A 23041-nucleotide genomic window follows, 5' to 3' on the forward strand; every position below is an offset into this window, starting at 1 on the left:
TGTTACCGTATTACCCACATGATAAACAATTTAAATCAAAAAGTCAAAGAAAGTCAAACTATTGGGTAAAAAAAAGAGCCGTCATGGGCACTTTAGGGTAAACAGTATATAGAAAAAGTGAAAATGGCGCGCCCGCGAGGAATCGAACCTCGATCTCAGGCTCCGGAGGCCTACGTCATATCCATTGGACCACGGGCGCATAATAAAAAGGTCTATCGACGTACATTCAAAGAAGACAGACCGCGTTTAGCGGTAGATTTTCTTGCGATATCAGGAAGCTGACTCTGCGATGTATATACTTTCTGATATCTAAAAAATTAGCAACGAAGTTGATTATACCGCATCTATTTCGAAAATACAATAGCGGACAAAACTTTGTTCCTACTATATAGACAAGCTTGCATTTGGCCATAATGTATAAGAATGGCTGGGGCAGAGAAATATACTTTCGGACACTTGCAACGGGCGTGATTATTGGTTAGAATAAAGGTGGGACTCAAAAAGTTTAACTGGGACATTTTACGGCCCGATAGAGGAGAGCCGAGACGAAGTTTGCAGGAGTGGAATGCATGCGTAACCTATTAGAAATACAAGAGCAACTTCTGCCGGATCTGATGAACACTCTTAAACGAAGGTATTCCATCCTTCATCAGATCAAGTTGTCCGGAATGGTTGGCCGAAGAACGCTGGCTTCATCACTCTCGATGACCGAGCGTGTCCTCAGGGCAGAGACTGATCTTCTGAAAGCGCAGGGGCTGATCGAGATTGAGACGCTTGGCATGCGAATCAGCAGTGCAGGATTATGCTTGGTTGAGGAACTTGAACCGGTCATGAATGAGTTGTTCGGACTGGTTGAGCTGGAGGAGAAGATCCGTCAGGCTTATGGGCTTCGTAAAGTGGTCATTATTCCCGGTGACAGTGAGTCATCTCCGGAAGTCAAACGTGAGCTTGGCCGGGCCGGCGCAAGGACGCTGCTCAGTTTTGTGGAGGATGGAGATACAATCGCCGTAACAGGCGGCTCTACACTCGCTGAAGTGGCGGAGCAGATGTCATCATTGCCTGGTGGCGGACCGCTCAGAAGCACGTGGTTTGTGCCTGCGCGCGGAGGCCTCGGAGAGAGCATGGAGATTCAAGCGAACACCATTGCTTCCAAGATGGCAAAGCGTGTTGGGGCTGAATACCGTTTGCTCCATGTGCCTGATCTGCTAAGCGAGGATGCTTATCAGTCTCTTGTTCAGGATCAGCATATCCAGGAGATTGTGGATGTAATTCGGCGCTGCCGGGTCATTATACACGGCATCGGCGACGCGATGGAGATGGCGAGACGACGCAAGCTGGATGAAGGCTCCATTCAGAACTTGCAGGCAGATGGCGCGATTGCTGAATCATTCGGCTATTATTTCAGCGAAGAAGGCGAAGTTGTGCATAAGATGCTTACCCTCGGACTTCGGCTTGAGGACATTATGCGAACAGAGACGATCATCGGCATTGCCGGCGGCCAAGGCAAGGGCAAAGCGATTCACGCCGTGCTGAAATTCGGACATGAGGACATCCTCGTGACGGATGAAGCGGCAGCGTTGGAGCTTGAGAAGGAAATCGATGCCGCCATTTGATTGAGTCCAGAAATTTAGAGCAGCACAGTTTTTATAAACCTTGTTGTCTTGATTGATCTTATGGTCAATCTTGAATATATAAATTTTACAAATATGGAGGGAACTACTCATGGTTAAAGTAGGTATTAACGGTTTTGGACGTATTGGACGTAACGTGTTCCGCGCTGCGCTGAACAACAGCGAAGTTGAAATCGTGGCAATCAACGATTTGACGGACGTGAAAACACTGGCACACCTTTTGAAATATGACACAACTCACGGCAGACTTGACGCACAAGTAGAAGCTAAAGAAGGCGCACTTGTGGTAAACGGCCGCGAAGTGAAAGTATTCGCTGAGCGTAACCCTGAAGCATTGCCTTGGGCTGAGTACGGCGTAGAAATCGTTGTAGAATCCACTGGTATTTTCACAGCGAAAGACAAAGCTTCCGCTCACTTGAAAGGCGGCGCTAAGAAAGTTATCATCTCCGCTCCGGCTACAGACGAGGATATCACCATCGTTATGGGCGTTAACGAAGATAAATACGATGCTGCTAACCACACCATCATCTCTAACGCTTCTTGTACAACGAACTGCTTGGCTCCTTTCGCTAAGGTTCTTGACGAGAAATTCGGTATCGTGAAAGGTATGATGAATACTATTCACTCTTACACGAATGACCAGCAAGTGCTTGATCTGCCGCACAAAGACCTGCGTCGTGCTCGTGCAGCTGCTGAGAACATCATTCCATCCACAACAGGTGCTGCTAAAGCGGTTGGTCTCGTACTGCCACACCTGAAAGGCAAGCTGAACGGCATGTCGATGCGTGTACCTACGAAGAACGTTTCTGTAACTGACCTCGTAGTAGAACTGTCCCAAAACGTTACGCTTGAAGATGTGAATGGTGCGCTGAAAGAAGCTTCTGAAGGCCCACTGAAAGGCATCTTGAACTACTCCGATGAGCCGCTTGTATCCAGCGACTACAATGGTGACCCGGCTTCTTCCACTATCGATTCGCTCTCCACTATGGTAGTTGGCGACAACATGGTGAAAGTCGTTTCCTGGTATGACAACGAGTGGGGCTACTCCAACCGTGTCGTTGACCTCGCTGCTTACATCGCAAGCAAAGGTCTGTAATTGATCTAGCCATCCAATCGAAGAGGAGTTCCGTTCACGGGTCTCCTCTTTGGTTCATGGTTTTTACTTGTTTCATGCCAGAGCACTGGGAAGAATAGATCATATCCGGGCGCTGGTGAGACGATAGAGAGAGAAACGGGAGCAACTGCATGCTGTCGGTGAGGAGAATAGTTTTCTTAGGAGGAACGTGGAGATGAACAAGAAAAGTGTACGTGATGTAGAAGTAAGCGGCAAACGGGTGTTTGTCCGCGTCGATTTCAATGTACCGCTCGAAGATGGTAAAATTACAGACGACACTCGTATTCGTGAGACTTTGCCGACGATCAACTACCTGGTGGAGCAAGGAGCGAAAGTTATCCTGGCCAGCCACATGGGTCGTCCCAAAGGAGAGGTCGTTGAATCTTTGCGCCTGACTCCGGCAAGCGAACGTTTGTCCGAATTGCTCGGCAAACCGGTAGCCAAAGCGGATGAAGCGGTAGGGGAAGCAGTAAAAGCACAAGTAAACCAGCTGCAAAACGGCGACGTGCTCGTGCTTGAAAATGTTCGTTTTTACCCTGGTGAAGAGAAGAATGATCCGGAACTTGCGAAGCAGTTCGCAGAGCTTGCTGATCTGTTCGTGAACGACGCGTTTGGTGCTGCTCACCGTGCGCACGCTTCGACAGAAGGTATTGCTCATCATCTTCCGGCTGTATCGGGATTGTTGATGGAGAAAGAGCTGTCCGTTCTCGGCAAAGCCCTTTCGAATCCGGATCGTCCTTTTACCGCGATCATCGGTGGATCGAAGGTTAAAGACAAAATCGACGTGATCGACAATCTGCTTACGCTTGCTGACAATGTCATCATCGGCGGTGGACTTGCTTACACGTTCTTCAAAGCTCAAGGCCATGAAATCGGTCAATCTCTGCTCGATAAAGAGAAGCTTGATGTTGCGCTCGGTTTCATCGAGAAAGCCAAAGAGCTGGGTAAAAACTTCTACCTGCCGGAAGATATCGTGGTTACGGACGAGTTCAGCGCAGATGCGAATACAAAGATTGTTGGCATCGACGGCATTCCAGCAGACTGGGAAGGCGTTGACATCGGTCCTAAGACTCGTGCCAAGTATGCAGAAGTGATCAAAAACTCGAAGCTTGTCGTGTGGAACGGTCCTATGGGCGTATTCGAAATCGCTCCGTTCTCAAACGGTACTCGTGAAGTTGCACAAGCTTGTGCGGAAACGGAAGCTTACACGATTATCGGTGGCGGCGATTCTGCTGCAGCAGCTGAGAAATTCGGTCTGGCTGACAAGATGGACCACATCTCCACAGGCGGCGGTGCATCTCTTGAGTTCATGGAAGGCAAAGAACTTCCTGGTGTTGTGGCACTGAACGATAAATAGATTTATGATATAAGAGGGTAGCAAGTGGATGAAGTTTGAACCCCGGCTCTTCGGGGGGAATAAAGGAGTGAATCGTGTGAGAACACCTATCATAGCGGGTAACTGGAAGATGTTCAAAACTGTTCCGGAAGCAACCGCATTTTTCGAAGATGTAAAAGGCAAAGCAGAAGTTGAAGGCGTGGAAAGCGTAATTTGCGCGCCGTTCACCACTCTTCCTGCTCTGGTTGAAGCTGCAAAGGGCACGAACATCAAAATTGGTGCACAAAATCTTCATTTTGAAGATAATGGTGCCTTTACAGGCGAAATCAGCGGTTTGATGCTGAAGGATCTGGGCGTGGATTATGTCATTATCGGACATTCCGAGCGTCGTCAGTATTTTGCAGAGACCGATGAGATCGTGAACAAGAAAGTACATGCGGCGTTCCGTCATGGTCTTCTTCCGATCGTATGTGTCGGCGAGAAGCTGGAAGAACGCGAAGCAGGCCAAACCAAAGACGTGTGCAAAGTACAGACTGAAGCCGCGTTCGCAGGTATTCCTGCTGATCAAGCCATTCATGTTGTTATTGCTTACGAACCTATCTGGGCTATCGGTACAGGCAAATCCTCAACAGCTGAGGACGCTAACGAAGTAATCGCTTATATCCGCGAACTCGTAAAAGGCCTGTATGGTGAAAGTGTCGCAGCACTGGTGCGTATTCAATACGGCGGCAGTGTGAAGCCTGAAAATGTAACGGAGTATATGGGACAAAGCGACATCGACGGCGCGCTCGTTGGTGGTGCAAGTCTACAACCGGCTTCCTACATCGCACTCGTTGAGGGGGCGAAGTAGATGTCAGCTCCAAGACCCGTAGCTCTGATCATCATGGACGGTTTCGGGCTTCGCAACACCGATGTGGGTAATGCGGTCGCTCAAGCGAACAAACCCAATTACGACCGGTATTTGAAGCAATACCCGAACACAACATTGACCGCTTGCGGCGAAGCTGTTGGCTTGCCGGAAGGTCAAATGGGGAACTCCGAAGTGGGTCACCTGAACATTGGCGCAGGCCGGATTGTGTATCAGGACTTGACTCGCATCACGAAGTCGATTCGTGAAGGAGAATTCTTCGAGAACGATACGTTGGTGGAAGCCGTTCGCGCAGCTAAGAACAACAGCAAGAAATTGCATCTGTACGGACTTGTGTCCGACGGCGGCGTGCACAGTCACATTGAGCATATGTTTGCGATGCTGGATCTTTGCAAGAAGGAAGATTTCCATGACGTATACATCCATGGCTTCATGGATGGACGCGACGTGGCACCGGACAGCGGCAAGCAGTTTGTTAAGGATCTGATCGCGAAGATTGAAGAAGTGGGCGTTGGCCAAATCGCTACACTCTCCGGTCGTTATTATGCGATGGACCGTGACAAGCGTTGGGATCGTGTCGAGAAAGCATACCGCGCTATGGTATACGGCGAAGGACCTCAATACACGGATCCGCTGAAAGCCATCACCGAATCTTACGAGAAATCGGTTTATGATGAATTCGTGGAACCGACCGTGATTGTGAACGGTGAGGGCGAGCCGGTAAGCCTGGTGGAGAGCGGAGATTCCGTTATCTTCCTGAACTACCGTCCTGACCGTGCGATTCAGCTGTCCCAAGTGTTTACGAACAATGATTTTCGCGGTTTTGAACGTGGACCGAAGTTCCCGCAAAACCTGCATTTTGTCTGCCTGACGTTGTTCAGCGAGACGGTGGAAGGCTTCGTAGCCTACAAGCCGAAGAATCTGGACAACACCCTCGGTGAAGTGCTGGTTCAGCACAACAAAAAGCAGCTGCGTATTGCGGAAACCGAGAAGTATCCACACGTGACGTTTTTCTTCAGCGGTGGACGCGATGTGGAGCTTCCAGGCGAAACGCGCGTACTGATCAATTCACCGAAGGTCGCGACGTATGACCTGCAGCCGGAGATGAGCGCTTATGAGGTGGCGGATGCTTGTGTGCGAGAGATCGAAGCGGATAAGCATGATGCGATCATCCTGAACTTTGCGAACCCGGACATGGTAGGTCACTCCGGTATGCTGGAGCCAACAATCAAGGCTGTTGAAACCACAGACGAATGTGTTGGAAAGGTTGTCGAGGCTGTTTTGGCAAAAGGCGGGGTTGTTCTGATCACCGCTGACCACGGAAATGCGGACATGGTATTTGACGAGAATGGGCGTCCATTCACAGCGCATACCACGAACCCGGTTCCGTTCATCGTAACGGATGAGAACGTAACGCTGCGTGAAGGCGGCATTCTTGCCGACATCGCACCAACGATTCTCGATCTGATGGGTCTGCCGAAGCCGGACGAAATGACGGGAACCTCCATGATTGCAGCACGGAAGTAAGTCGTTCATAATGGAACGTAAACATAACATTTAAAGGAGACTATACACATGACTATTATTTCTGACGTATATGCACGCGAAGTCCTTGACTCCCGCGGCAACCCAACCGTAGAGGTTGAAGTATACCTGGAATCCGGTGCGATCGGTCGCGCTATCGTTCCATCCGGTGCTTCCACTGGTATTCACGAAGCCGTTGAGCTTCGCGACGAGGACAAATCCCGTTACCTGGGCAAAGGCGTTCTGAAGGCTGTTGAGAACGTGAATGAAATCATTGCTCCTGAAGTAATTGGCATGGACGCTTTGGACCAACTCGGCATCGATAAATTGATGATCGCTTTGGACGGAACTCCAAACAAAGGCAAATTGGGTGCAAACGCAATTCTGGCTGTATCCATGGCTGTAGCTCGCGCTGCTGCAGACGCTCTGGATCTCCCATTGTATGTTTACCTTGGCGGATTCAACGCGAAACAGCTTCCAGTTCCTATGATGAACATCGTTAACGGTGGTGCTCATGCAGACAACAACGTGGACGTTCAAGAGTTCATGGTATTGCCTGTTGGCGCACCTAGCTTCAAAGAAGCACTTCGCATGGGCGCTGAAATTTTCCACAACCTGAAGTCCGTTCTGAAAGGCAAAGGCCTGAACACGGCGGTTGGTGACGAAGGCGGCTTCGCTCCTAACTTTACTTCTAACGAAGATGCATTGACTTCCATCATCGAAGCGATTGAAAAAGCCGGCTACAAGCCAGGTGAAGACGTATTGCTCGGTATGGACGTAGCTTCCACTGAATTCTTCAAAGATGGCAAATATGTTCTGGAAGGCGAAGGCAAATCCTTCACGCCTGCAGAATTCGTTGACTTGCTCGCTTCTTGGGTAGACAAATATCCAATCGTTACGATCGAAGACGGATGTTCCGAGGACGATTGGGAAGGTTGGAAGCTGCTTACCGAGAAATTGGGCAACAAAATTCAACTCGTGGGTGACGATCTGTTTGTTACCAACACCGAGCGTTTGGAAAAAGGGATCAACGAAGGTATCGGTAACTCCATCCTGATCAAAGTTAACCAAATCGGTACATTGACTGAAACATTCGATGCGATCGAAATGGCAAAACGCGCAGGATACACGGCTGTTATCTCCCACCGTTCCGGTGAGTCCGAAGACAGCACCATCGCTGATATCGCGGTGGCAACCAACGCAGGTCAGATCAAAACGGGTGCTCCTTCCCGTACCGACCGTGTGGCAAAATACAACCAATTGCTTCGCATCGAAGATCAATTGGGCGAACTTGCTCAATACAACGGCTTGAAGTCGTTCTACAACTTGAAGCAAAAATAATTGAAATAGAAGAAAGTCCAGCTCCTGCTTTTTGGGAGCTGGGCTTTTTTTTGCGTGTGATTGGGCGATGTCCAAGAGGTCAAGGAAGGCTGCACCTTGGATGGGGGCTGTGGGGCGGTGCGAATATCGGCTCCGGTCGCTGTTAAAATCGGGAAGCTGGATGGATTAGGGTAAGGAAACTTCCCGATTTTAAAGGCGAACGCGTTGCTCCTCCACCGATATACGCACCTGAGTAGGGGAGAGATGTGCAGCCTTTTGCAGCCCATCGCTGGGGAGTGCAAAGAAAGCCCAGCTCGGCTTGGTCGCATGAGCTGGGCTTTTGGGTGGAGGAGGGGGAGAAAGGGGAAGGGCTGCACCTTGGATGGGGGCTGTGGGGCGGTGCGAATATCGGCTCCGGTCGCTGTTAAAATCGGGAAGCTGGATGGATTAGGGTAAGGAGGCTTCCCGATTTTAAAGGCGAACGCGTTGCTCCTCCACCGATATACGCACCTGAGCATGAGGGAGGTGTGCAGCCTTTTGCAGCCATCGCCGGGGAGCAAAGATAGCCCAGTTCAGCCTGGTCGCATGAACTGGGCTTTTGGGTGTGGGTGGGGAAGGCTAGGCAAGGCAAGGGAGGCACCTTGGACGAGGGCTGTGAGGCGGTGCGTATATCGGTTCAAAAGCATTCAATTGATGAACTTGTGGAATGGATATCTTCTCTTCCCATGGAGTCAGAGGTTCCGACGAACTTTAGCTATTCGAACTCTGGCTACATTCTGTTGGAAAAATCATCGAAACTTCAGCGGCTCCACGTACGCCGACTTTCTGGAACGGGAAATATTCGGCCCTGCGGGCATAAAGGATTCCGCCCTTGAATCCCAGCTCGATCTTATCTAACCGAGCGAGCGGTTATGAGATGACGGCGGAGGGAGAATTGCGGAACGCTCGTACCTCGACATGTCCAACGCTTATTCGGCCGGGGGCATTGTCTCTACCGCTAGAGATCTGCATATGCTTAACTGTGCACTGGATGAGGGGAAGCTGTTGTCCGGCGATATGACGGTCAAGCTATTCTCTTGGGACGGGCAGCAGCCTTACCGTTATGGCTGGAATAGGGCAAGCATTCGGGCCAACCGGACCATGGCCTTCCATCATGGCGGGATTAACGGTTACACGGCTTCCTATCTAAAGCTGCTGGATCAAGAAATCGCGGTAATCGTGTTAAGCAATGTGTCGACCATGCTGACCTCAACGTTAGCGGGCGTGATCGTGAACGCACTTGGCGAAGATTCCCTATTGTAATAGATGATGTAATACATGAAGACCAAACTCTCCTGGGAGAGCTTGGTCTTTGTTTATGTACACAGCAAAAAAAGCCGGTAGAAGACTGCGGTCCTCTTCCGGCTTCTGATGGATATTTCGAAGGCCTAATGCAGCCCAGGTCTATAGGGGCCAGAACAGCATTAAACCAGGGTATTCAAGGATTCCGGCGTGAATGGCTCAAGCTCGTCGAAACGTCCGTCGCGTACCTTGGCAGCCCATTGCGGATCAGCCAGGAGAGCACGACCTACGGCAACGAGGTCATATTCATGTTTCTCAAGGCGGTTCAAGAGCTCATCGATGTCCTTGTGACCAGCACCCTTGCCTTGGGTAAAGAGGCTGGTAAACACTTCATCGAGGCCAACAGAGCCGACGGTGATGACCGTTTTTCCTGTCAGTTTCTTAGCCCAACCGGCAAAGTTCAGCTCAGAGCCTTCGAATTCAGGCTCCCAGAAGCGGCGTGTCGAGCAGTGGAATATATCGACACCTGCGTCTGACAGCGCGGTTAACAACTGACCCAGTTTTTCAGGCGTATCTGCGAGCTTAGCTTCGTATTGGGTTGTCTTCCACTGGGATAGACGGATGGCAACAGGGAAGTCCGGACCTACCGCTTGACGTACGGCTTTCACCACTTCGATCGCAAAGCGGGCACGCTTCAGCATGTCTCCTCCATACTCATCGGTACGCTGGTTCGTTCTTTCCCAGAGGAATTGATCGATCAGGTATCCGTGGGCACCATGGATTTCTACACCGTCAAAGCCAATACGTTTGGCATTCGCAGCAGCATCCGCATAAGCTTGAATGACTTGTTTGATTTCATCTATGGTCATCGGCTTAGTGATCAGGTTGCCTTCCAGGTCAAGTCCGGATGGTCCGATCGGAAGTGCCTCCGGGTTTGGCTCGGCGCCCACCGGACGGGTCATGCCGATGTGCCAAATCTGCGGCATGATCTTGCCGCCAGCCTCATGAACCTGACGGACGACCTCGGCCCAGCCGTTCAATGCGGCTTCACCGTGGAAGTTAGGTATATTGGGGTTATCGGTAGCTGCCGGGTGGTCTATCAGCGTTCCTTCGGTAATGATCAGTCCGACGCCATTCTCTGCACGCTGACGATAGTAAGCCGCCACATTCGGGCCCGGTACGCCATTCGGGGAGAAGCCGCGGGTCATGGGTGCCATCACCACGCGGGATGAAAGAGTCAGGTTTCCGATTGTATAAGGCTCGAAAAGAGCCTCGGTGGATCGGGTGTTTTGATTTTGGTTGCTCATGTATGGAATCCTCCAATATCTCTAATATGTTTTTCTGCATTTTCATAAAAATAGATATATATAATGAAAAGAAAGAGCTTGTAGGCTTCCTTTATGGTGATAATGCTCGTTTAAGCCTATAGCTCTTTCTTGAGTTGTTCGATAAAACGCGCGATACCCTCCTCATTACGTCTGTAATATGTCCACTGGCCCGAGCGCCTGGATTCCAGCAGACCTGCCTTTTGCAATTTGACCAGGTAGCCAGAAACGACCGACTGTGCAAGCCCTGTTTTCTCTGAAATGGAGCCGACGCAGACACCGCCCTGAAAATCGCATGTAGAAGGCATGTGCTTCTGCGGATCAAAATGTTCCTCCGGATGCTTCAGCCACTCCAGAAGTTTAAACCGGGTCTCGTTTGATAGTGCTTTGATGGTTTGTATGGTATCCATATGCTCATTATATCTATTTTTATAGAAATGTAAATATAAACTTTGGGAAAATAACTAAAAGAAAAAAAGACTATTCCCAGGCCAGCCCAGGGGTTGACATGGAATAGCTTTTATTCAGGTTGGGGTTGAGCCCAAGAAAAATGATTGAATTTAGCCATGGATACACGGTGAGGCTGAACCGTCAGCGATGTTTACAGGCCAATGTTGTGATTGCCAAGGCTTGTTTTTTGCATCATCTTGGCTGCGGGATGCTCCGTGTTGGTATAGCCCCAGAACGAGACCTGTCACTACAAGGTCATCCCTACCGCAGATGTGCTTCACGTTAGTTTTTCCGGCAGCATCAACTGTCAGGCTTCCGTATACCGCACAAAAGACAGGGTGATATCCTGCGGATGATCCCCAAAACCCGAACCGTACAGATTCAGGCCGTTCGGGTATTCGGCGTCTTCCTTCACCTCAAAGCGGACGCGAATCGGCCGGTTGAAGGCGAGTCCCAGCGAATCTATGGTGGTCGCGCCTACCGCTTGACCGTCGACTTGGCTGCCTGTTGCGGTTACGCGCCATTCCGTCAGCATGCCGTATTCACTGCCGCTTCTCCATTTATCCGGCGTGAGTTTCCCTTTGCGATCACCAAAATCGCCAGGGCTTCTCCAGGTGCCTACAGGGAGATCGTTAATGCTGACGGTTATATCGGATGGCCAATCCTGCTGGAAGGAAGGCGCTTCGGAGCTGAGCTCCGCACGGATGCGCAGTTCATCGAGAGCGGCTCCGGGCGGCATGGGATTGGCAAAATAATATTCGATATATCCGGATCCCGAGAACCAGAGCAGCGCGGCCTCTGTTCGTTCCGGCATGTAAAAGGCGCGCGGATCGTCAGGCGATCCGATCAGAGAGCCATCCCGAGCCGCCATGCCGCAGGTAGGCTCGATCGAGCAGTGGGAGAACATGCCGATCGGCATGTGGATCTCTTCCGTGCGCTGCAGCCCCTCGCCCGGCTTTGCGGGCAGTTCGAGAAAAATGGAGCGGCAGGTAACGGCGCAGATTTTTTCCCGGTTGGCACCTTGCGAAGAGACGATCAGGTCCGCCTGCTCCAGCATCTGGACATTAATGGATACCGTAGGCTGCGCAATCCCAAGCGCTTCGGCCAATTGACCGACACTCATCGGTTTATCGCCAAGCGCTTCAAGAATGCGCACACGGACATCACTGGATAAGGCTTTGGCTACTTCCACGATCCGGGATGCCGGATAACGGTTGGTTTCCAGCTTCGATTCGTTCATAATCCCCTTCCTTTACTGAAGAGATATAGTGACTCCAAGTGTACACTAAATTCGATATATTGTAAAAATATAATGTACATTGCAATTATTATATACAGGTGCTAGAATAGGGGCAAATTTAGAAAAAGGAAAGGTTGTGTTCGCTTCATGAAGTCTCCTGTAGCAACGCCCATCCGTACGGAAATTCCACGCCCGGAGTACCCGAGGCCCGATTATGAGCGGAGAGATTGGTTAAATCTGAACGGTCAGTGGTCGTTCCAGCTGGAAACAGAAGGATCCGATGATACTCAGCAGCATGCTGGCGAGGATGAATACATTTCCTTGCAAGCGGGCGATGCACGGTGTTTTGATTCCGAGATTACGGTGCCGTTCTCCTGGGTAAGCCCATTGTCCGGTGTTGAGCGTGATGTAAAGGGTGTCGGCTGGTACCGACGTTCCGTGAAGTGGGGGCCGGCCGAGAAGCAGTCTCGAATCTTCCTGCGGTTCGGCGCCGTGGATTATCTGTGCGATGTATGGGTTAACGGCAAGCATGTCGGCTCGCATCAAGGCGGGTACGGAACATTTGAGTTTGATGTGACTACGGTTTGGAATGCGGAACAAGACAATATTCTCGTGGTCCGTGCAGAGGACTATGATCATAACTATCAGGCCCGCGGGAAGCAGGGATATGGGGAGATCCGGGGAATATGGCAGCCGGTTTGGCTGGAGGCCCGGCCGCAAACCTACATGGAGCAAGCAACCTTCATAACTTCCCTCGATGGTCAGGTCGAACTGAAATCCAGGATTCAGGCGCATGAAGCAGGCACGGCGACACTTCATCTTTCTTTTGAAGAAGGTTCCATTACTCATCAGGTGGAGTGGGAGCTGGCAGAAGGGGTTAATGAGTGCACTACCGTGTTCCAGGTTAACGATCCGCAGCTGTGGAGTCCTGAAACGCCGCACCTGTATGAAGGGCAGCTGACTCTGTCGGGTTCCGCCGGGGATGATGTCGTGCATACTTACTTTGGGATACGCGAGATCGGGACGGCGAAGTTCGACGGTCGGGAGTACCGCTGGATCACATTGAACGGGAAGCCGGTATATTTAAACGGAACGCTGGACCAGTCCTATCATCAGACCGGGTTCTTCACCTACCCGACGGATACGGAGATGCAGGACGAGATCTATCTCATGAAGCGGCTTGGACTGAACTTCGTGCGGATTCATATTAAGCCGGAGGAGCCCCGCAAGCTGTATTGGGCGGATAAACTCGGCATTCTGGTGATGGAGGATATGCCGTGTTTTTGGGGCAACCCGGATGAGACGGCACGCTCAGCCTACGAGAGCGAGGCGCTTGAAATTATAGAGCGGGACCGGAATCATCCGTCTGTTTTTTCCTGGGTGATGTTTAACGAAACTTGGGGGCTGCGCACGGACAGCGAATCCGCCGGCCTGACCGGGGGAGAAGGACAGCATCGATATTATCTCCCGGAGACGCAGGAATGGGTGCGGGAGAAGTACAGATGGGCCAAGGAGCTAGATCCGACCCGGATCGTTGAAGACAATTCGCCTTGCGCTTATGATCATGTGGAAACGGATATTAACACCTGGCATTTTTACATCAACGGGTATGAACCGCTGCGGAATCATATCGAGGAGATTGTTCAGAAGACGCATCCGGGTTCCGAACATAACTATATCGGCGGCAATCAGCAGGGTGACGCTCCGCTCATGAACAGCGAATGTGGTAATGTGTGGGGAATTGACGGAGGAGCCGGGGACAGCGATCTGGCATGGCATTACCGTTACATGCTCAACGAATTCCGGCGACATGATAAACTGTGCGGCTTTGTATTTACGGAATTCCGTGATGTCACGAACGAGTTCAACGGCTATTATCGTCTTGATGGTACGGATAAAAAATTCGGATACGAGGACTTTGTGCCAGGTATGACGATAGCCGACCTGCACACGCCGGATTTCGTTGTCATTGACGCACCGCCTTGTCAGACGCTGGAGCAAGGAGCCGCAGTATCCATACCGCTGCAGCGTTCCAGTTATTCCGATCAATATCATGGACAGAAGCTTATCCTTGCCTGGGAATTATCCTATGACCAGTTGGGTACGAAGGTCGTGGCTGATCAAGGATCCCTGGAAGTGGCATGGGACGGCTACGGTGTGGCGCCACTGACCGAACTGCAGCTTCGCATGCCGGAGACCGATGCGGTTGCGATACTCGGCGTTCGTCTCCTGAATGGTGCGAACGGAGTTGTGACGCGCAACTTCACGACGTTTGACGTGCGCGGCGGAGAGGAGCAGTGCAATGGTGGAGCGGAAGCCAGAACGGTACGCATTCCGGTCAACACATTCCGTGAGCAAAGCTTCTCCTATATGTGGGAGGCGCTTCAAGGAGCCAAAGTGAACGGCGGCGGAGAGGGACGATTCGTCTATGACGTGCAGCTGCCGGACCGTGAGGAACAGCCGCTGATCCGCGATATCGAGATTTTCTTTGAGGCTGGCGCTAAGCGATTGCTGGCACGAAATATCGAGGGTGCGCGGCATCGCAGCCACGGCATCGACTTCATGCACGGGGCATCGGCGGACGTAGAGTATAACCCGAGCACTTACTATATGACGGATGAAGAGCTGCATGAATCGCGTGTATCTGTTTGGGTAGACGATGTCAAAATCGGCGAGGCTGTGCTAGCTGATGATCCTGCCGACAGCCGGGGCGTGCTGTCGTGGCACTATCAGCCGGTTCATAACCTCTTGGAAGAGGCCGGTTCGTACGGCTACCTGTGCCAGGCGCAGGTGCCGGGCAGATTGGGGGCGAAACTTGACCGCAAGCGCAGCTTCCGGTTGGAGCTGCGAGCCGAAGAAGGCGGCATCAGTCTGTATGGACGGAATGCAGGCCGCTATCCGATCGATTTGTTGGTGCGGTGTCGGTGAGAGTGGTAGTTGAAGGATGAAGGATGTCACTCAGTTTTCAGGCACTTAATTGGATTATGTCAGAGATTGCGATAATTAATTCGTGTGAAGTATAAATAGAAAATAGGCAACCTGCCAGTAGTGGAACTACTTGCTGGGTTGCCCATTTTTTATGGAGTTCTATGTCCTAAGAATGGTTTAGGTGATTGGAATATACTTCCTCATATAGTCTTTTTTCATTACTCTTTTATCGTATTTTATGCTTGTTTTCGTATTAGATCGTCTCCGTTATGTTATGATTTTCCAGTACAATATACGGTTTATAAGGGTGGTCGGCTAATCTCCCAGAAGGGAGGTGATGCCCATGGAGGTCAAAGATGCACTTTCCTTAATGTTCATGTTCGGCATGTTCATTCTGGCATTGCTCACCTACATGAAAAAGAAATAGACCGCCCTGCCTAAGGTAACGGTCTATTTTTCGACCTATCTTTCGTGGCCGACTGCTCTTTATGCAGTTATTGTACTCTGGAGTCGTGTTCGCAGCACGACTCCTTACTTATTCTTACCTCAGTATAGCTCATTTTATAACGCTTTTATAGGTTTTATTTGTTTATTTTGTTTTATACAAGTTCCATGATGAGGGAGTTAATCCTCTTCCAAAGCGCAGTGAATTGTGACCCTTAGATCCATATGAGTAAAAAGTCGCTATAAAAAAAGCCAGTGCCATCCACATGTTGGATAACGCTGGCTTAATCTATATACCTTCCTTCACCCTCACCGCTTCTTCCAGAACAGCTGCAGCGCCACCTTTGCGCACCACAGGGAGAACAGCAGAAACAGCAGTGCCCAGACGAAGGCCGGGAGCACGGTCAAGTTAGCCAGGTTGGAGGCGTCGCCTGCTTGATTGGGCTGGGTCAGGGCCATGGTCAAGAGGGTGAGCGGACCGACCACGGATTCTTCGAGTACGAGAAAGGCGAGCAGCAGGTAATAGAAATTGCGGATCTTCTCGCCGAGAAAATAAAAGATCAGATTCACGATCATAAAAATAATCAGCCACCATAATCCGTAGCCGGTGCGAACGAAGAAAATAATCATGATGAGGGCAAGCACGGTAATGGTGATCAGGCCGGCGGCCTGTTTTTTCTTGGCGTAGCCGTAGAACATCAGAATGGCGAACAGGGATGCGGACATATAGCCTGCAAGCGAGACGACAATCGGGCTCCACCCGCCTGAAGCCAGCATGGAATAGGTTACACCGCTGTGATCGGGGTTCAGCTCAATGCTAAGTACCCGCCCTGACATAATAAGGGTCATCACGGCATGCCCCAGCTCGTGGATCATCGTATCCAGGATACGGAACCAGGAGGAGAAGGGGATCAGCCTCGTTAGAAAAGCTGCGCCCACTAGAAACAAGAGTGCTTTTAGCCATTTATTCATTCGAAGGTCCTTTCAGCGTAAAGTCATTCGCTAGACTATCATTCCGTCCATTATAATACAGATGAGAAACATGTGAAAATCGGGTAGACCCTTTCGGTTAAATGGTATAATTGAAGTTGTGACGGAGGTTCATGTTTGATGAAAAATGATAAGCCTAACAACGACAATCACATAAATTCAATAAGACATACTACGCACGTGAACGACCAGGGGATTCGTTTTGCCGAATTCGAGCTGGCCGGTGATGAGCAGGATGTTTCGCTGCCGGACAAGCGCCCGGATACGCTGAATCAGGTGCAGGAAACAGTTGACCCTGCTGTCCCAACGAAGAAGCCCTTGATTGTCGAGCCGCAGCAGTCGCTCGATATGAACTGGGGCGAGGATTTCCGCTACGTGACCAAGGAGCAGCAATTCGTGCAGAAGGCAAGGGAGCTCGCATGGCATGTGGAGGGGGAGACCCCTTTTGTTACCTTCAAAAGCTATTGGCCGACCTACGACCAAATGACTAGCGACCAGTTCACATGGTATTTCTACTGGCGGGAGGAAGTCAGGTCCGGGCGGTACCCGGATACGGACTTATCCTATTTATTTGTGTATTTTTATGAGCTGATCCATGGCGTAGGCTGGAGTGATCCCCTCCAAGGGTACGAATGGATGGAGCAGACGTGGACCGCATACCGCAAGCGCTATGCCAAGCTGGATACGTACATGCGGGAGTGGTTATATGATTTTATGATCGTGCATGGCCTTGATATGCCGATCGGGGAGACGTACCAGCGCTTTCCACGCGTTTTATCCGCTGAGCTGAAAGAGACGGAATGGAAGCGCCGGTTCTCCCTCCAGCCGGTGGAGCTGACATGGGATCTGCTGCTGGAACTGCTGGATTATGACGTGGAGAAGAGCCGTTTTTACCAGGAGAGTGGCCGCAAGGACTTGGAACGGTACGCCCCGAAGGTGATTGCGCTCGTGGACAGCTATTTGGCCAAAATGAAGGGTCAGCGCTTCATCGACCGCTTTCAGCCACGGCCCCGGCAGGTAAAGCGCCATTTATTCCGCAGCGCGGTGTACGATCACGGGTTATACGGGCGCACCGTCGTGCTGACGGTGGTGTCGTTAAGCGAGTACGCTCCTTTGCGTTCCTATATAACCGGGCTTGTCCGCTTGACCGAGAATAAGCTGCGAGAGCTGAGAGGCTTCAAGGGAAGGTTGCGCGGCGCGGATGTGGTTGAGCCCGAAGTGGAAGAGATCATCACCCGTTACTTGAAAAAAGAGATTCAGGAGCAGATGGAGGCCGAGCGCAAGCAGAGCCTGCCTGAGGTTCAGATCGACACAGGGAAGCTGCGCCGGTTACAGCGGGAGTCGGACCAGGTCCGCGACATGCTGCTTACGGAGGAAGCCGGGCAGCAGCAGGCTGAAGTGTTTCAGCGCGAGCTGACGCCAGCGCCAAGAGTACCTTTGGACGACGCAGGCTCTATTACAAAAGATAGCGCTAAGACCGAAGCGCCTTCCAGGAGCCGATCCGCCATCAGATCCGCGCCTAAGAAACCGGATGTGTTCCAGGCCGTGATGGATTTTGATGCAGATCCTTATGAGCTCGATTCCATCGAGATGCGGGAACAATCGGATGATGCAGATGACATCGCTAGTTCCGTAAATACGCTAGAAGCGAAGCAACCAGAAGCAGAGTCCCAATTAGGAGCAGCTGAAGGCTGCTATATGGAGTCGTCAGGGAGCGCTGATGATAGCTTGATGCAATCCATGGGTTCACGAGAAGAGCATTCTTCTGAAGCTGGAGTTATCCATGGTATGGACCCGCACCCCGTAGAGAATGACGTGCACACCGGAATGCCTACAGGGATGCTTGCAGTAGAAGAGCAGTCGTGGCAATGGGAGGTCGAGGATGAGGAATGGCAGGAGCTCGCAGAGCGTCTGAGTTTCTTCCATTTGGAAGCTTTGTCCGTTCTGAAGGATGGTCCGAACCGCCCGGGGCTGCAGCGGATTGCGGAGAAAGCCGGCTCCATGCCGGCGCTATTGCTCGATGAGATCAATGATGCCGCAATGGATACCATCGGGGACCTTCTGATTGATGGGGAGACCATTGCGGATGATTATATAGAGATGCTGGAAACGTTGAAGTCCGTGTAAACGAACGGATTGAAACGCATTGGAATCGTTATGTTTGTAAGCTGCTTGAAAGAGGTGGAACCATGACTGAATTAAAAATCCCCAAACGGCTCACAACGGCCCTTGTAAACTCTTTAACCGCAGGCGTTGTGCCCCGGGTGGGGCTGGAGTTTATTGCCGTTGGACGGAAGCCGGAGGTGGAGTCTATCCTGCTCGATATGGATAATATCGCCGAGGGCGGGGCTGCCTTCCGCCTGATTACGGGCCGCTACGGTAGCGGCAAAAGCTTCCTGCTGCAGATTATCCGCAACTACGCGATGGATCGAGATTTTGTAGTGGCGGATGCGGACCTGTCGCCGGAGCGGCGGCTGGTGGGTACGAAGGGGCAGGGGCTTGCCACGTACCGGGAGCTGATGACCCATCTGTCCACGAGAACCAGGCCGGACGGCGGTGCGCTGGAAGCCATTTTGCAGAAATGGATCGCCGCGATCCAGCAGGATATCATGCAGGAAACGGGCATGCGCCCGGATGACCCTGCCCTGAACGAAAGCGTGGAGCTGCAGATTTATGCGGTGACTAACGGCATGCAGAACCTGGTGCATGGGTTTGATTTTGCGAAGGTGCTGGCTGCTTACTGGAACGGCTATAAACTGGGCGACGATGACCGCAAGGGGGCAGCGCTGCGCTGGCTCCGCGGAGAAGTGCCAACGAAGACAGAAGCGCGCAAGGACCTCGGCGTGGGGGTCATTATCGATGACGACAATTGGTATGACTACATGAAGCTGTGGTCCGAATTTACGGCGGCCATCGGTTACAAGGGACTGCTGTTGTTTATTGATGAAGGGGTTAACCTCTACAAAATTACCAATAGTGTATCCCGCCAGAGCAACTACGAGAAGCTGCTGACCATGTTCAACGACACCATGCAGGGCAAGGCGGAGCATTTGGGCATCTATATGGGCGGAACGCCGCAGTTTGTCGAGGATGAGCGCCGGGGGCTGTTCAGTTATGATGCGCTGCGCTCCCGCCTGATCGACGGGCGCTACGGCAGCGGTTCGCTGAAAACCTACACCTCGCCCATCCTGAAGCTGGACATGCTGTCGTACGAGGAAATTCTCATTCTGCTGCAAAAGCTGCGGGACATTCACGCCCTGCACTTCAAGTATGAGCCGCAGTTGACGGATGAGCAGCTGATCGCTTTCATGCAGATAGCCGTGAACCGGCTGGGGGCTGAGGAGCTGCTTACCACCCGCGAGGTGGTGCGGGACTTTATGGATCTGCTGCATACACTGCATCAGCATCCGGAGGCCGTCTTCGAGGAGCTCCTGGGAGAACGCGCCGCGGCGCAGCCGCAAGGCAAGAGGAATAATGAAGCGGCTTCGGACGATTTGGACGATCTGCTGGCGGAGTTCGAATTATGAGTGCGAACCCTTTTACCAGACTGGCTCCGTTCATTCAGGAGTTTATTTATAAAAAAAGATGGGACACGCTCCGCGAGGCGCAGGTGGAAGCCTGCCGCGTCCTGTTCGATACGCCGAACCATCTGCTGATTGCTTCCGGTACCGCATCGGGCAAGACCGAGGCCGCGTTCTTCCCGGCGCTGACGGAGCTGTACAATGAGCCTTCCAGCTCGGTAGGAATTCTGTATATCGGGCCGCTGAAGGCCCTGATTAACGACCAGTTTGAACGCATCACCGATTTGTTGAAGGAAGGTCAGGTGCCGGTGTGGCATTGGCATGGTGATGTGTCCCAAGCTGAGAAAACCAAGCTGATGCAGAAGCCTTGCGGCGTGCTGCAGATTACGCCGGAATCGCTTGAGGGACTGCTTATGAACCGGCCGAATGCCATCCCGGCGCTGTTCCAGGATTTGCGGTACGCCATCATTGATGAGGTGCACGCTTTCATGGGTGCCGATCGGGGCATTCAGGTGCTGAGTCAGCTGACCCGTATCGAGCGGATGGCTTCCTGCTCGCCTCGCCGCATCGGGCTGTCGGCAACGCTCAGTGATTATGAGACCGCAGCCGCCTGGCTGGGCGCAGGCACGAAGAATGCGGTCGAGGTCGTTTCGCCGCAAGGAGGACGCAAGCTGCGGCTGTCTGTCGAGCATTTCTCATTCCCGGATGCGCGGGATGAGAAGCAGGCGGAGCAGCTGGAGCTTGCACGCAAAGCCTATTACGACTTCGTGTACGACAACACCCACCTGAAAAAAGCGCTGGTCTTCACGAACAGCCGCTCGGATGCCGAGCTGACCACGCTTGAGCTGCGGCGGATTGCGGCCAAGCGCGAGCAGCGGGATGTCTTCCATGTGCACCATGGAAGCATCTCGGCCATGCTGCGCGAGGAAGCCGAGGCCGCGCTCCGCGAAGGTCCGGGGCCAGCGGTTGCCGCGGCCACCCTGACGCTGGAGCTCGGCATCGATCTCGGCGAGCTCCAGCGGGTAATCCAGCTTGGCGCGCCGTACAGCTGCTCAAGCTTCGTTCAGCGGCTCGGCCGCTCCGGCCGGCGTGGGGATCAGGCCTCCGAGATGATGTTCCTCTGTCCGGAGGACGAGGACGAAGAAGCACAGCTGCCGGCACGCATGCCATGGATGCTGCTCCGGGCCATTGCCGTCATTGAGCTGTATATTCGCGAGAAGTGGGTTGAACCGCTCGCCCTGCGGAAGAAACCGGTGGGCGTGCTCTACCATCAGACGATGAGCATGCTTAAGAGCATGGGCGAGGCCGAGCCGCCGGATCTGGCGCGAGCGGTGCTGACGCTCCCGGCCTTCCGCGGCATCGAGCCGGAGGAATACAAGGAGTTCTTGCAGTATTTGATCCAGACGGACCACATCCAGCGTACGGAAGAAGGCAGCCTGATCATCGGCCTTGGCGGAGAGAAAATCGTCAACAACTACCGCTTCTATGCGGTGTTTAAAGACGATGAAGAGCATGTCGTCTATAACGGGTCGGAAGAAATCGGATCGATTACGACCGTACCCCCGCCCGGCTACTGCTTCTCGCTGGCAGGCATGCTGTGGAAGGTGGAGGAAGTCGACACGAAGCATAAGGCACTGTACGTGAAGTCGGCCAAGGGCAAGGTTGATACCTTGTGGCTTGGCGCAGGCGGCGATGTGCATACCCGTGTGGTGCAGAAGATGCGGGAGGTGCTGGCGGACAGCACCATCTATCCGTATCTGGCACCGGGTGCGGTAAACCGCCTGGAGCGGGCTCGCCGGCTTGCCCGGGAAAGCGGGCTGCTGAAGCAGGTGGTCCTACCGGCGGGCGGCGACTCCCTGTTCATCCTGCCTTGGGCGGGCAGCAAGCAGTTCCGGACGCTGGAGCGATTGCTGAAGCATAATCTGTCGGAGCGGCTGGCCCTTCGATCCATCGTGCCGATGGAGCCGTATTACATGGTTGTCGCGGGCAAGGTGGATAACGAGACGCTGATGGAGGAAATCCGTAAGGAGCTGACGGATTGCGAGGATGCCGGAGCGCTTCTCGACCCGGATGAGGCGCCGTATCTCGGCAAATATGACGAGTTTGTCCCGCCGAAGCTAGTCCGCACCGCTTTTGCCGCCGACGGACTGGATCTGGAGGGACTGGCTGAGGTACTGGGGATGGTACATGGAGCAGCGGGAAGGGGAGCTATGGATGTGTGACAAGGAGGAAGTACTTCCCGGTGGCAATGTTAACGAAGTCGTACGTATCGGAAATAACGTTCACCGTACTACAAATTGGAGTTCTTTCGTCCATGATTTGCTTCGACATTTGGATAAGCAGGGCTTTGATGGCGCTCCCAAGTTTATAGGTATTGATCATAGCGGTCGCGAGATCTTGTCCTTTATTCCTGGAGAGGTACCGGGAAACCAATATCCTGATTTTAAACCCTATATATGGTCGGACCATGCCCTTATCCAGAGTGCAGCGTTGTTACGGCGTTATCATGACGCCGTACAAGGCTTTGCAACTACTTCAATCCAAACGGAGTCTGAACATAACCCTCAGGCTTCGGGGGAATGGGACGATGAAGTGATCTGTCACAATGATGCCGCTTTGTACAATATCGTGTTTAGAGACGAGGTTCCGGTAGCGCTGATCGATTTTGATCTGGCTGCACAAGGCCCACGAATCTGGGACATGGTTTATATGCTGTACACTTCAGTCCCGCTAGCAAGCTTTGCAATAAATTACACTACAGGGACATCGATACCTTATCGATCGGAATTACATGCTGCGGATCGTACTCACAGAATATCGCTGTTCTTTAAGTCTTATGGTATAGCTCCGCCTCCCAACATGAAAGAGTGGATTATAAGACGCATTAAGGCATTATGCGATACACTTACAACCGGTGCGGCACAAGGCAACAAGGCTTACCAGAAAATGATCGATGAAGGGCATGTGGCTCATTACGAAAAAGAGATTCAATTCCTGCAGGCACACTTTGAAGAGTGGTACCGATGAAGGGTACCGCTTTGAAGAGTGCCTGTTTTTTTCATATCCTAT

The 23041-nt window shown here is 52.2% G+C and carries 18 protein-coding genes and 1 tRNA gene; 14 read left to right on the forward strand and 5 right to left on the reverse strand.

From position 1 onward, the window contains the following. Positions 1 to 124: 124 nt before the first annotated feature. Positions 125 to 199, reverse strand: a tRNA-Arg gene (locus PVOR_RS02950). A gap of 370 nt (positions 200 to 569) precedes the next feature. Here PVOR_RS02950 and PVOR_RS02955 point away from each other — a divergent pair. From PVOR_RS02955 to PVOR_RS29040, 8 genes are all read left to right on the forward strand, one after another. Further along, positions 570 to 1613 carry a sugar-binding transcriptional regulator gene (locus PVOR_RS02955; protein ID WP_006207582.1) on the forward strand — a complete coding sequence of 348 codons (1044 nt, stop codon included), beginning with the start codon at positions 570 to 572 and terminating at the stop codon, positions 1611 to 1613. Positions 1614 to 1722: 109 nt separating this feature from the next. Beyond that, positions 1723 to 2727 carry a type I glyceraldehyde-3-phosphate dehydrogenase gene (gap, locus tag PVOR_RS02960; protein ID WP_006207583.1) on the forward strand — a complete coding sequence of 335 codons (1005 nt, stop codon included), beginning with the start codon at positions 1723 to 1725 and terminating at the stop codon, positions 2725 to 2727. 193 nt (positions 2728 to 2920) lie between these two features. Then, positions 2921 to 4102 (forward strand): phosphoglycerate kinase, encoded by a 1182-nt coding sequence (locus PVOR_RS02965; protein ID WP_006207584.1) that lies wholly within the window; start codon positions 2921 to 2923, stop codon positions 4100 to 4102. Positions 4103 to 4178: 76 nt separating this feature from the next. Further along, positions 4179 to 4931, forward strand: coding sequence for a triose-phosphate isomerase (tpiA, locus tag PVOR_RS02970; RefSeq protein WP_006207585.1), 753 nt, complete (start codon positions 4179 to 4181; stop codon positions 4929 to 4931). Further along, complete coding sequence (gene gpmI, locus PVOR_RS02975) at positions 4932 to 6476, forward strand: 2,3-bisphosphoglycerate-independent phosphoglycerate mutase (protein ID WP_006207586.1); 1545 nt, start codon at positions 4932 to 4934, stop codon at positions 6474 to 6476. It begins immediately after the preceding gene. A gap of 48 nt (positions 6477 to 6524) precedes the next feature. Then, on the forward strand, positions 6525 to 7814 hold the full coding sequence (eno, locus tag PVOR_RS02980; RefSeq protein ID WP_006207587.1) for a phosphopyruvate hydratase: 1290 nt from the start codon (positions 6525 to 6527) through the stop codon (positions 7812 to 7814). A gap of 245 nt (positions 7815 to 8059) precedes the next feature. After that, on the forward strand, positions 8060 to 8221 hold the full coding sequence (locus PVOR_RS30510; RefSeq protein ID WP_006207588.1) for a hypothetical protein: 162 nt from the start codon (positions 8060 to 8062) through the stop codon (positions 8219 to 8221). Between the two features lie 529 nt (positions 8222 to 8750). After that, complete coding sequence (locus PVOR_RS29040) at positions 8751 to 9095, forward strand: serine hydrolase (protein ID WP_052649247.1); 345 nt, start codon at positions 8751 to 8753, stop codon at positions 9093 to 9095. 161 nt (positions 9096 to 9256) lie between these two features. Here the strand turns inward: PVOR_RS29040 and PVOR_RS02990 are convergent, their stop codons facing one another. The 3 genes from PVOR_RS02990 to PVOR_RS03000 all read right to left on the reverse strand — a co-directional run bounded on the left by PVOR_RS02990 (position 9257) and on the right by PVOR_RS03000 (position 12089). Further along, entirely contained in the window at positions 9257 to 10381 is a 1125-nt protein-coding gene (locus PVOR_RS02990) for an NADH:flavin oxidoreductase (RefSeq protein WP_006207591.1), read from the reverse strand. Positions 10382 to 10497: 116 nt separating this feature from the next. After that, positions 10498 to 10809 carry an ArsR/SmtB family transcription factor gene (locus tag PVOR_RS02995; RefSeq protein WP_006207592.1) on the reverse strand — a complete coding sequence of 104 codons (312 nt, stop codon included), beginning with the start codon at positions 10807 to 10809 and terminating at the stop codon, positions 10498 to 10500. Between the two features lie 347 nt (positions 10810 to 11156). After that, positions 11157 to 12089, reverse strand: coding sequence for an ArsR/SmtB family transcription factor (locus PVOR_RS03000; RefSeq protein WP_006207593.1), 933 nt, complete (start codon positions 12087 to 12089; stop codon positions 11157 to 11159). A 147-nt stretch (positions 12090 to 12236) separates the two neighbouring features. Between PVOR_RS03000 and PVOR_RS03005 the strand changes: the two genes are divergently transcribed. Both PVOR_RS03005 and PVOR_RS32740 read left to right on the forward strand, forming a co-directional pair. Next, on the forward strand, positions 12237 to 15017 hold the full coding sequence (locus PVOR_RS03005; RefSeq protein WP_006207594.1) for a glycoside hydrolase family 2 protein: 2781 nt from the start codon (positions 12237 to 12239) through the stop codon (positions 15015 to 15017). Positions 15018 to 15360: 343 nt separating this feature from the next. Continuing rightward, positions 15361 to 15444, forward strand: coding sequence for a putative holin-like toxin (locus PVOR_RS32740; RefSeq protein WP_220687457.1), 84 nt, complete (start codon positions 15361 to 15363; stop codon positions 15442 to 15444). Between the two features lie 326 nt (positions 15445 to 15770). Here the strand turns inward: PVOR_RS32740 and PVOR_RS03010 are convergent, their stop codons facing one another. Beyond that, positions 15771 to 16433 (reverse strand): M50 family metallopeptidase, encoded by a 663-nt coding sequence (locus tag PVOR_RS03010; RefSeq protein WP_006207595.1) that lies wholly within the window; start codon positions 16431 to 16433, stop codon positions 15771 to 15773. A gap of 138 nt (positions 16434 to 16571) precedes the next feature. Here PVOR_RS03010 and PVOR_RS03015 point away from each other — a divergent pair, with 138 nt between their 5' ends. From PVOR_RS03015 to PVOR_RS03030, 4 genes are all read left to right on the forward strand, one after another. Then, positions 16572 to 18578 carry a TerB N-terminal domain-containing protein gene (locus PVOR_RS03015; RefSeq protein WP_040680139.1) on the forward strand — a complete coding sequence of 669 codons (2007 nt, stop codon included), beginning with the start codon at positions 16572 to 16574 and terminating at the stop codon, positions 18576 to 18578. A 62-nt stretch (positions 18579 to 18640) separates the two neighbouring features. Beyond that, entirely contained in the window at positions 18641 to 19978 is a 1338-nt protein-coding gene (locus tag PVOR_RS03020) for an ATP-binding protein (RefSeq protein WP_006207597.1), read from the forward strand. After that, entirely contained in the window at positions 19975 to 22194 is a 2220-nt protein-coding gene (locus tag PVOR_RS03025; RefSeq protein ID WP_006207598.1) for a DEAD/DEAH box helicase, read from the forward strand. The genes PVOR_RS03020 and PVOR_RS03025 overlap by 4 nt, the downstream gene beginning before the upstream one ends. Further along, on the forward strand, positions 22160 to 22999 hold the full coding sequence (locus PVOR_RS03030; protein ID WP_234972755.1) for an aminoglycoside phosphotransferase family protein: 840 nt from the start codon (positions 22160 to 22162) through the stop codon (positions 22997 to 22999). Before PVOR_RS03025 ends, PVOR_RS03030 begins: the two co-directional genes overlap by 35 nt. The last annotated feature ends 42 nt before the right edge of the window (positions 23000 to 23041 follow it).

The sequence above is a fragment of the Paenibacillus vortex V453 genome, from assembly GCF_000193415.1.
GTDB lineage: Bacteria > Bacillota > Bacilli > Paenibacillales > Paenibacillaceae > Paenibacillus_AQ > Paenibacillus_AQ glucanolyticus.

What these genes read in the sequence shown, in the direction of transcription:
- gap (WP_006207583.1), top strand. Translation starts at nt 1,723, where the DNA reads ATGGTTAAAGTAGGTATTAACGGTTTTGGACGTATTGGACGTAACGTG.
- PVOR_RS03015 (WP_040680139.1), top strand. Translation starts at nt 16,572, where the DNA reads ATGAAAAATGATAAGCCTAACAACGACAATCACATAAATTCAATAAGA.
- PVOR_RS02995 (WP_006207592.1), bottom strand. Translation starts at nt 10,809, where the DNA reads ATGGATACCATACAAACCATCAAAGCACTATCAAACGAGACCCGGTTT.
- PVOR_RS03025 (WP_006207598.1), top strand. Translation starts at nt 19,975, where the DNA reads ATGAGTGCGAACCCTTTTACCAGACTGGCTCCGTTCATTCAGGAGTTT.
- PVOR_RS03005 (WP_006207594.1), top strand. Translation starts at nt 12,237, where the DNA reads ATGAAGTCTCCTGTAGCAACGCCCATCCGTACGGAAATTCCACGCCCG.
- PVOR_RS02955 (WP_006207582.1), top strand. Translation starts at nt 570, where the DNA reads ATGCGTAACCTATTAGAAATACAAGAGCAACTTCTGCCGGATCTGATG.
- PVOR_RS02965 (WP_006207584.1), top strand. Translation starts at nt 2,921, where the DNA reads ATGAACAAGAAAAGTGTACGTGATGTAGAAGTAAGCGGCAAACGGGTG.
- PVOR_RS02990 (WP_006207591.1), bottom strand. Translation starts at nt 10,381, where the DNA reads ATGAGCAACCAAAATCAAAACACCCGATCCACCGAGGCTCTTTTCGAG.
- PVOR_RS03020 (WP_006207597.1), top strand. Translation starts at nt 18,641, where the DNA reads ATGACTGAATTAAAAATCCCCAAACGGCTCACAACGGCCCTTGTAAAC.
- PVOR_RS32740 (WP_220687457.1), top strand. Translation starts at nt 15,361, where the DNA reads ATGGAGGTCAAAGATGCACTTTCCTTAATGTTCATGTTCGGCATGTTC.
- eno (WP_006207587.1), top strand. Translation starts at nt 6,525, where the DNA reads ATGACTATTATTTCTGACGTATATGCACGCGAAGTCCTTGACTCCCGC.
- PVOR_RS29040 (WP_052649247.1), top strand. Translation starts at nt 8,751, where the DNA reads ATGTCCAACGCTTATTCGGCCGGGGGCATTGTCTCTACCGCTAGAGAT.
- PVOR_RS03000 (WP_006207593.1), bottom strand. Translation starts at nt 12,089, where the DNA reads ATGAACGAATCGAAGCTGGAAACCAACCGTTATCCGGCATCCCGGATC.
- PVOR_RS03010 (WP_006207595.1), bottom strand. Translation starts at nt 16,433, where the DNA reads ATGAATAAATGGCTAAAAGCACTCTTGTTTCTAGTGGGCGCAGCTTTT.
- gpmI (WP_006207586.1), top strand. Translation starts at nt 4,932, where the DNA reads ATGTCAGCTCCAAGACCCGTAGCTCTGATCATCATGGACGGTTTCGGG.
- PVOR_RS03030 (WP_234972755.1), top strand. Translation starts at nt 22,160, where the DNA reads ATGGAGCAGCGGGAAGGGGAGCTATGGATGTGTGACAAGGAGGAAGTA.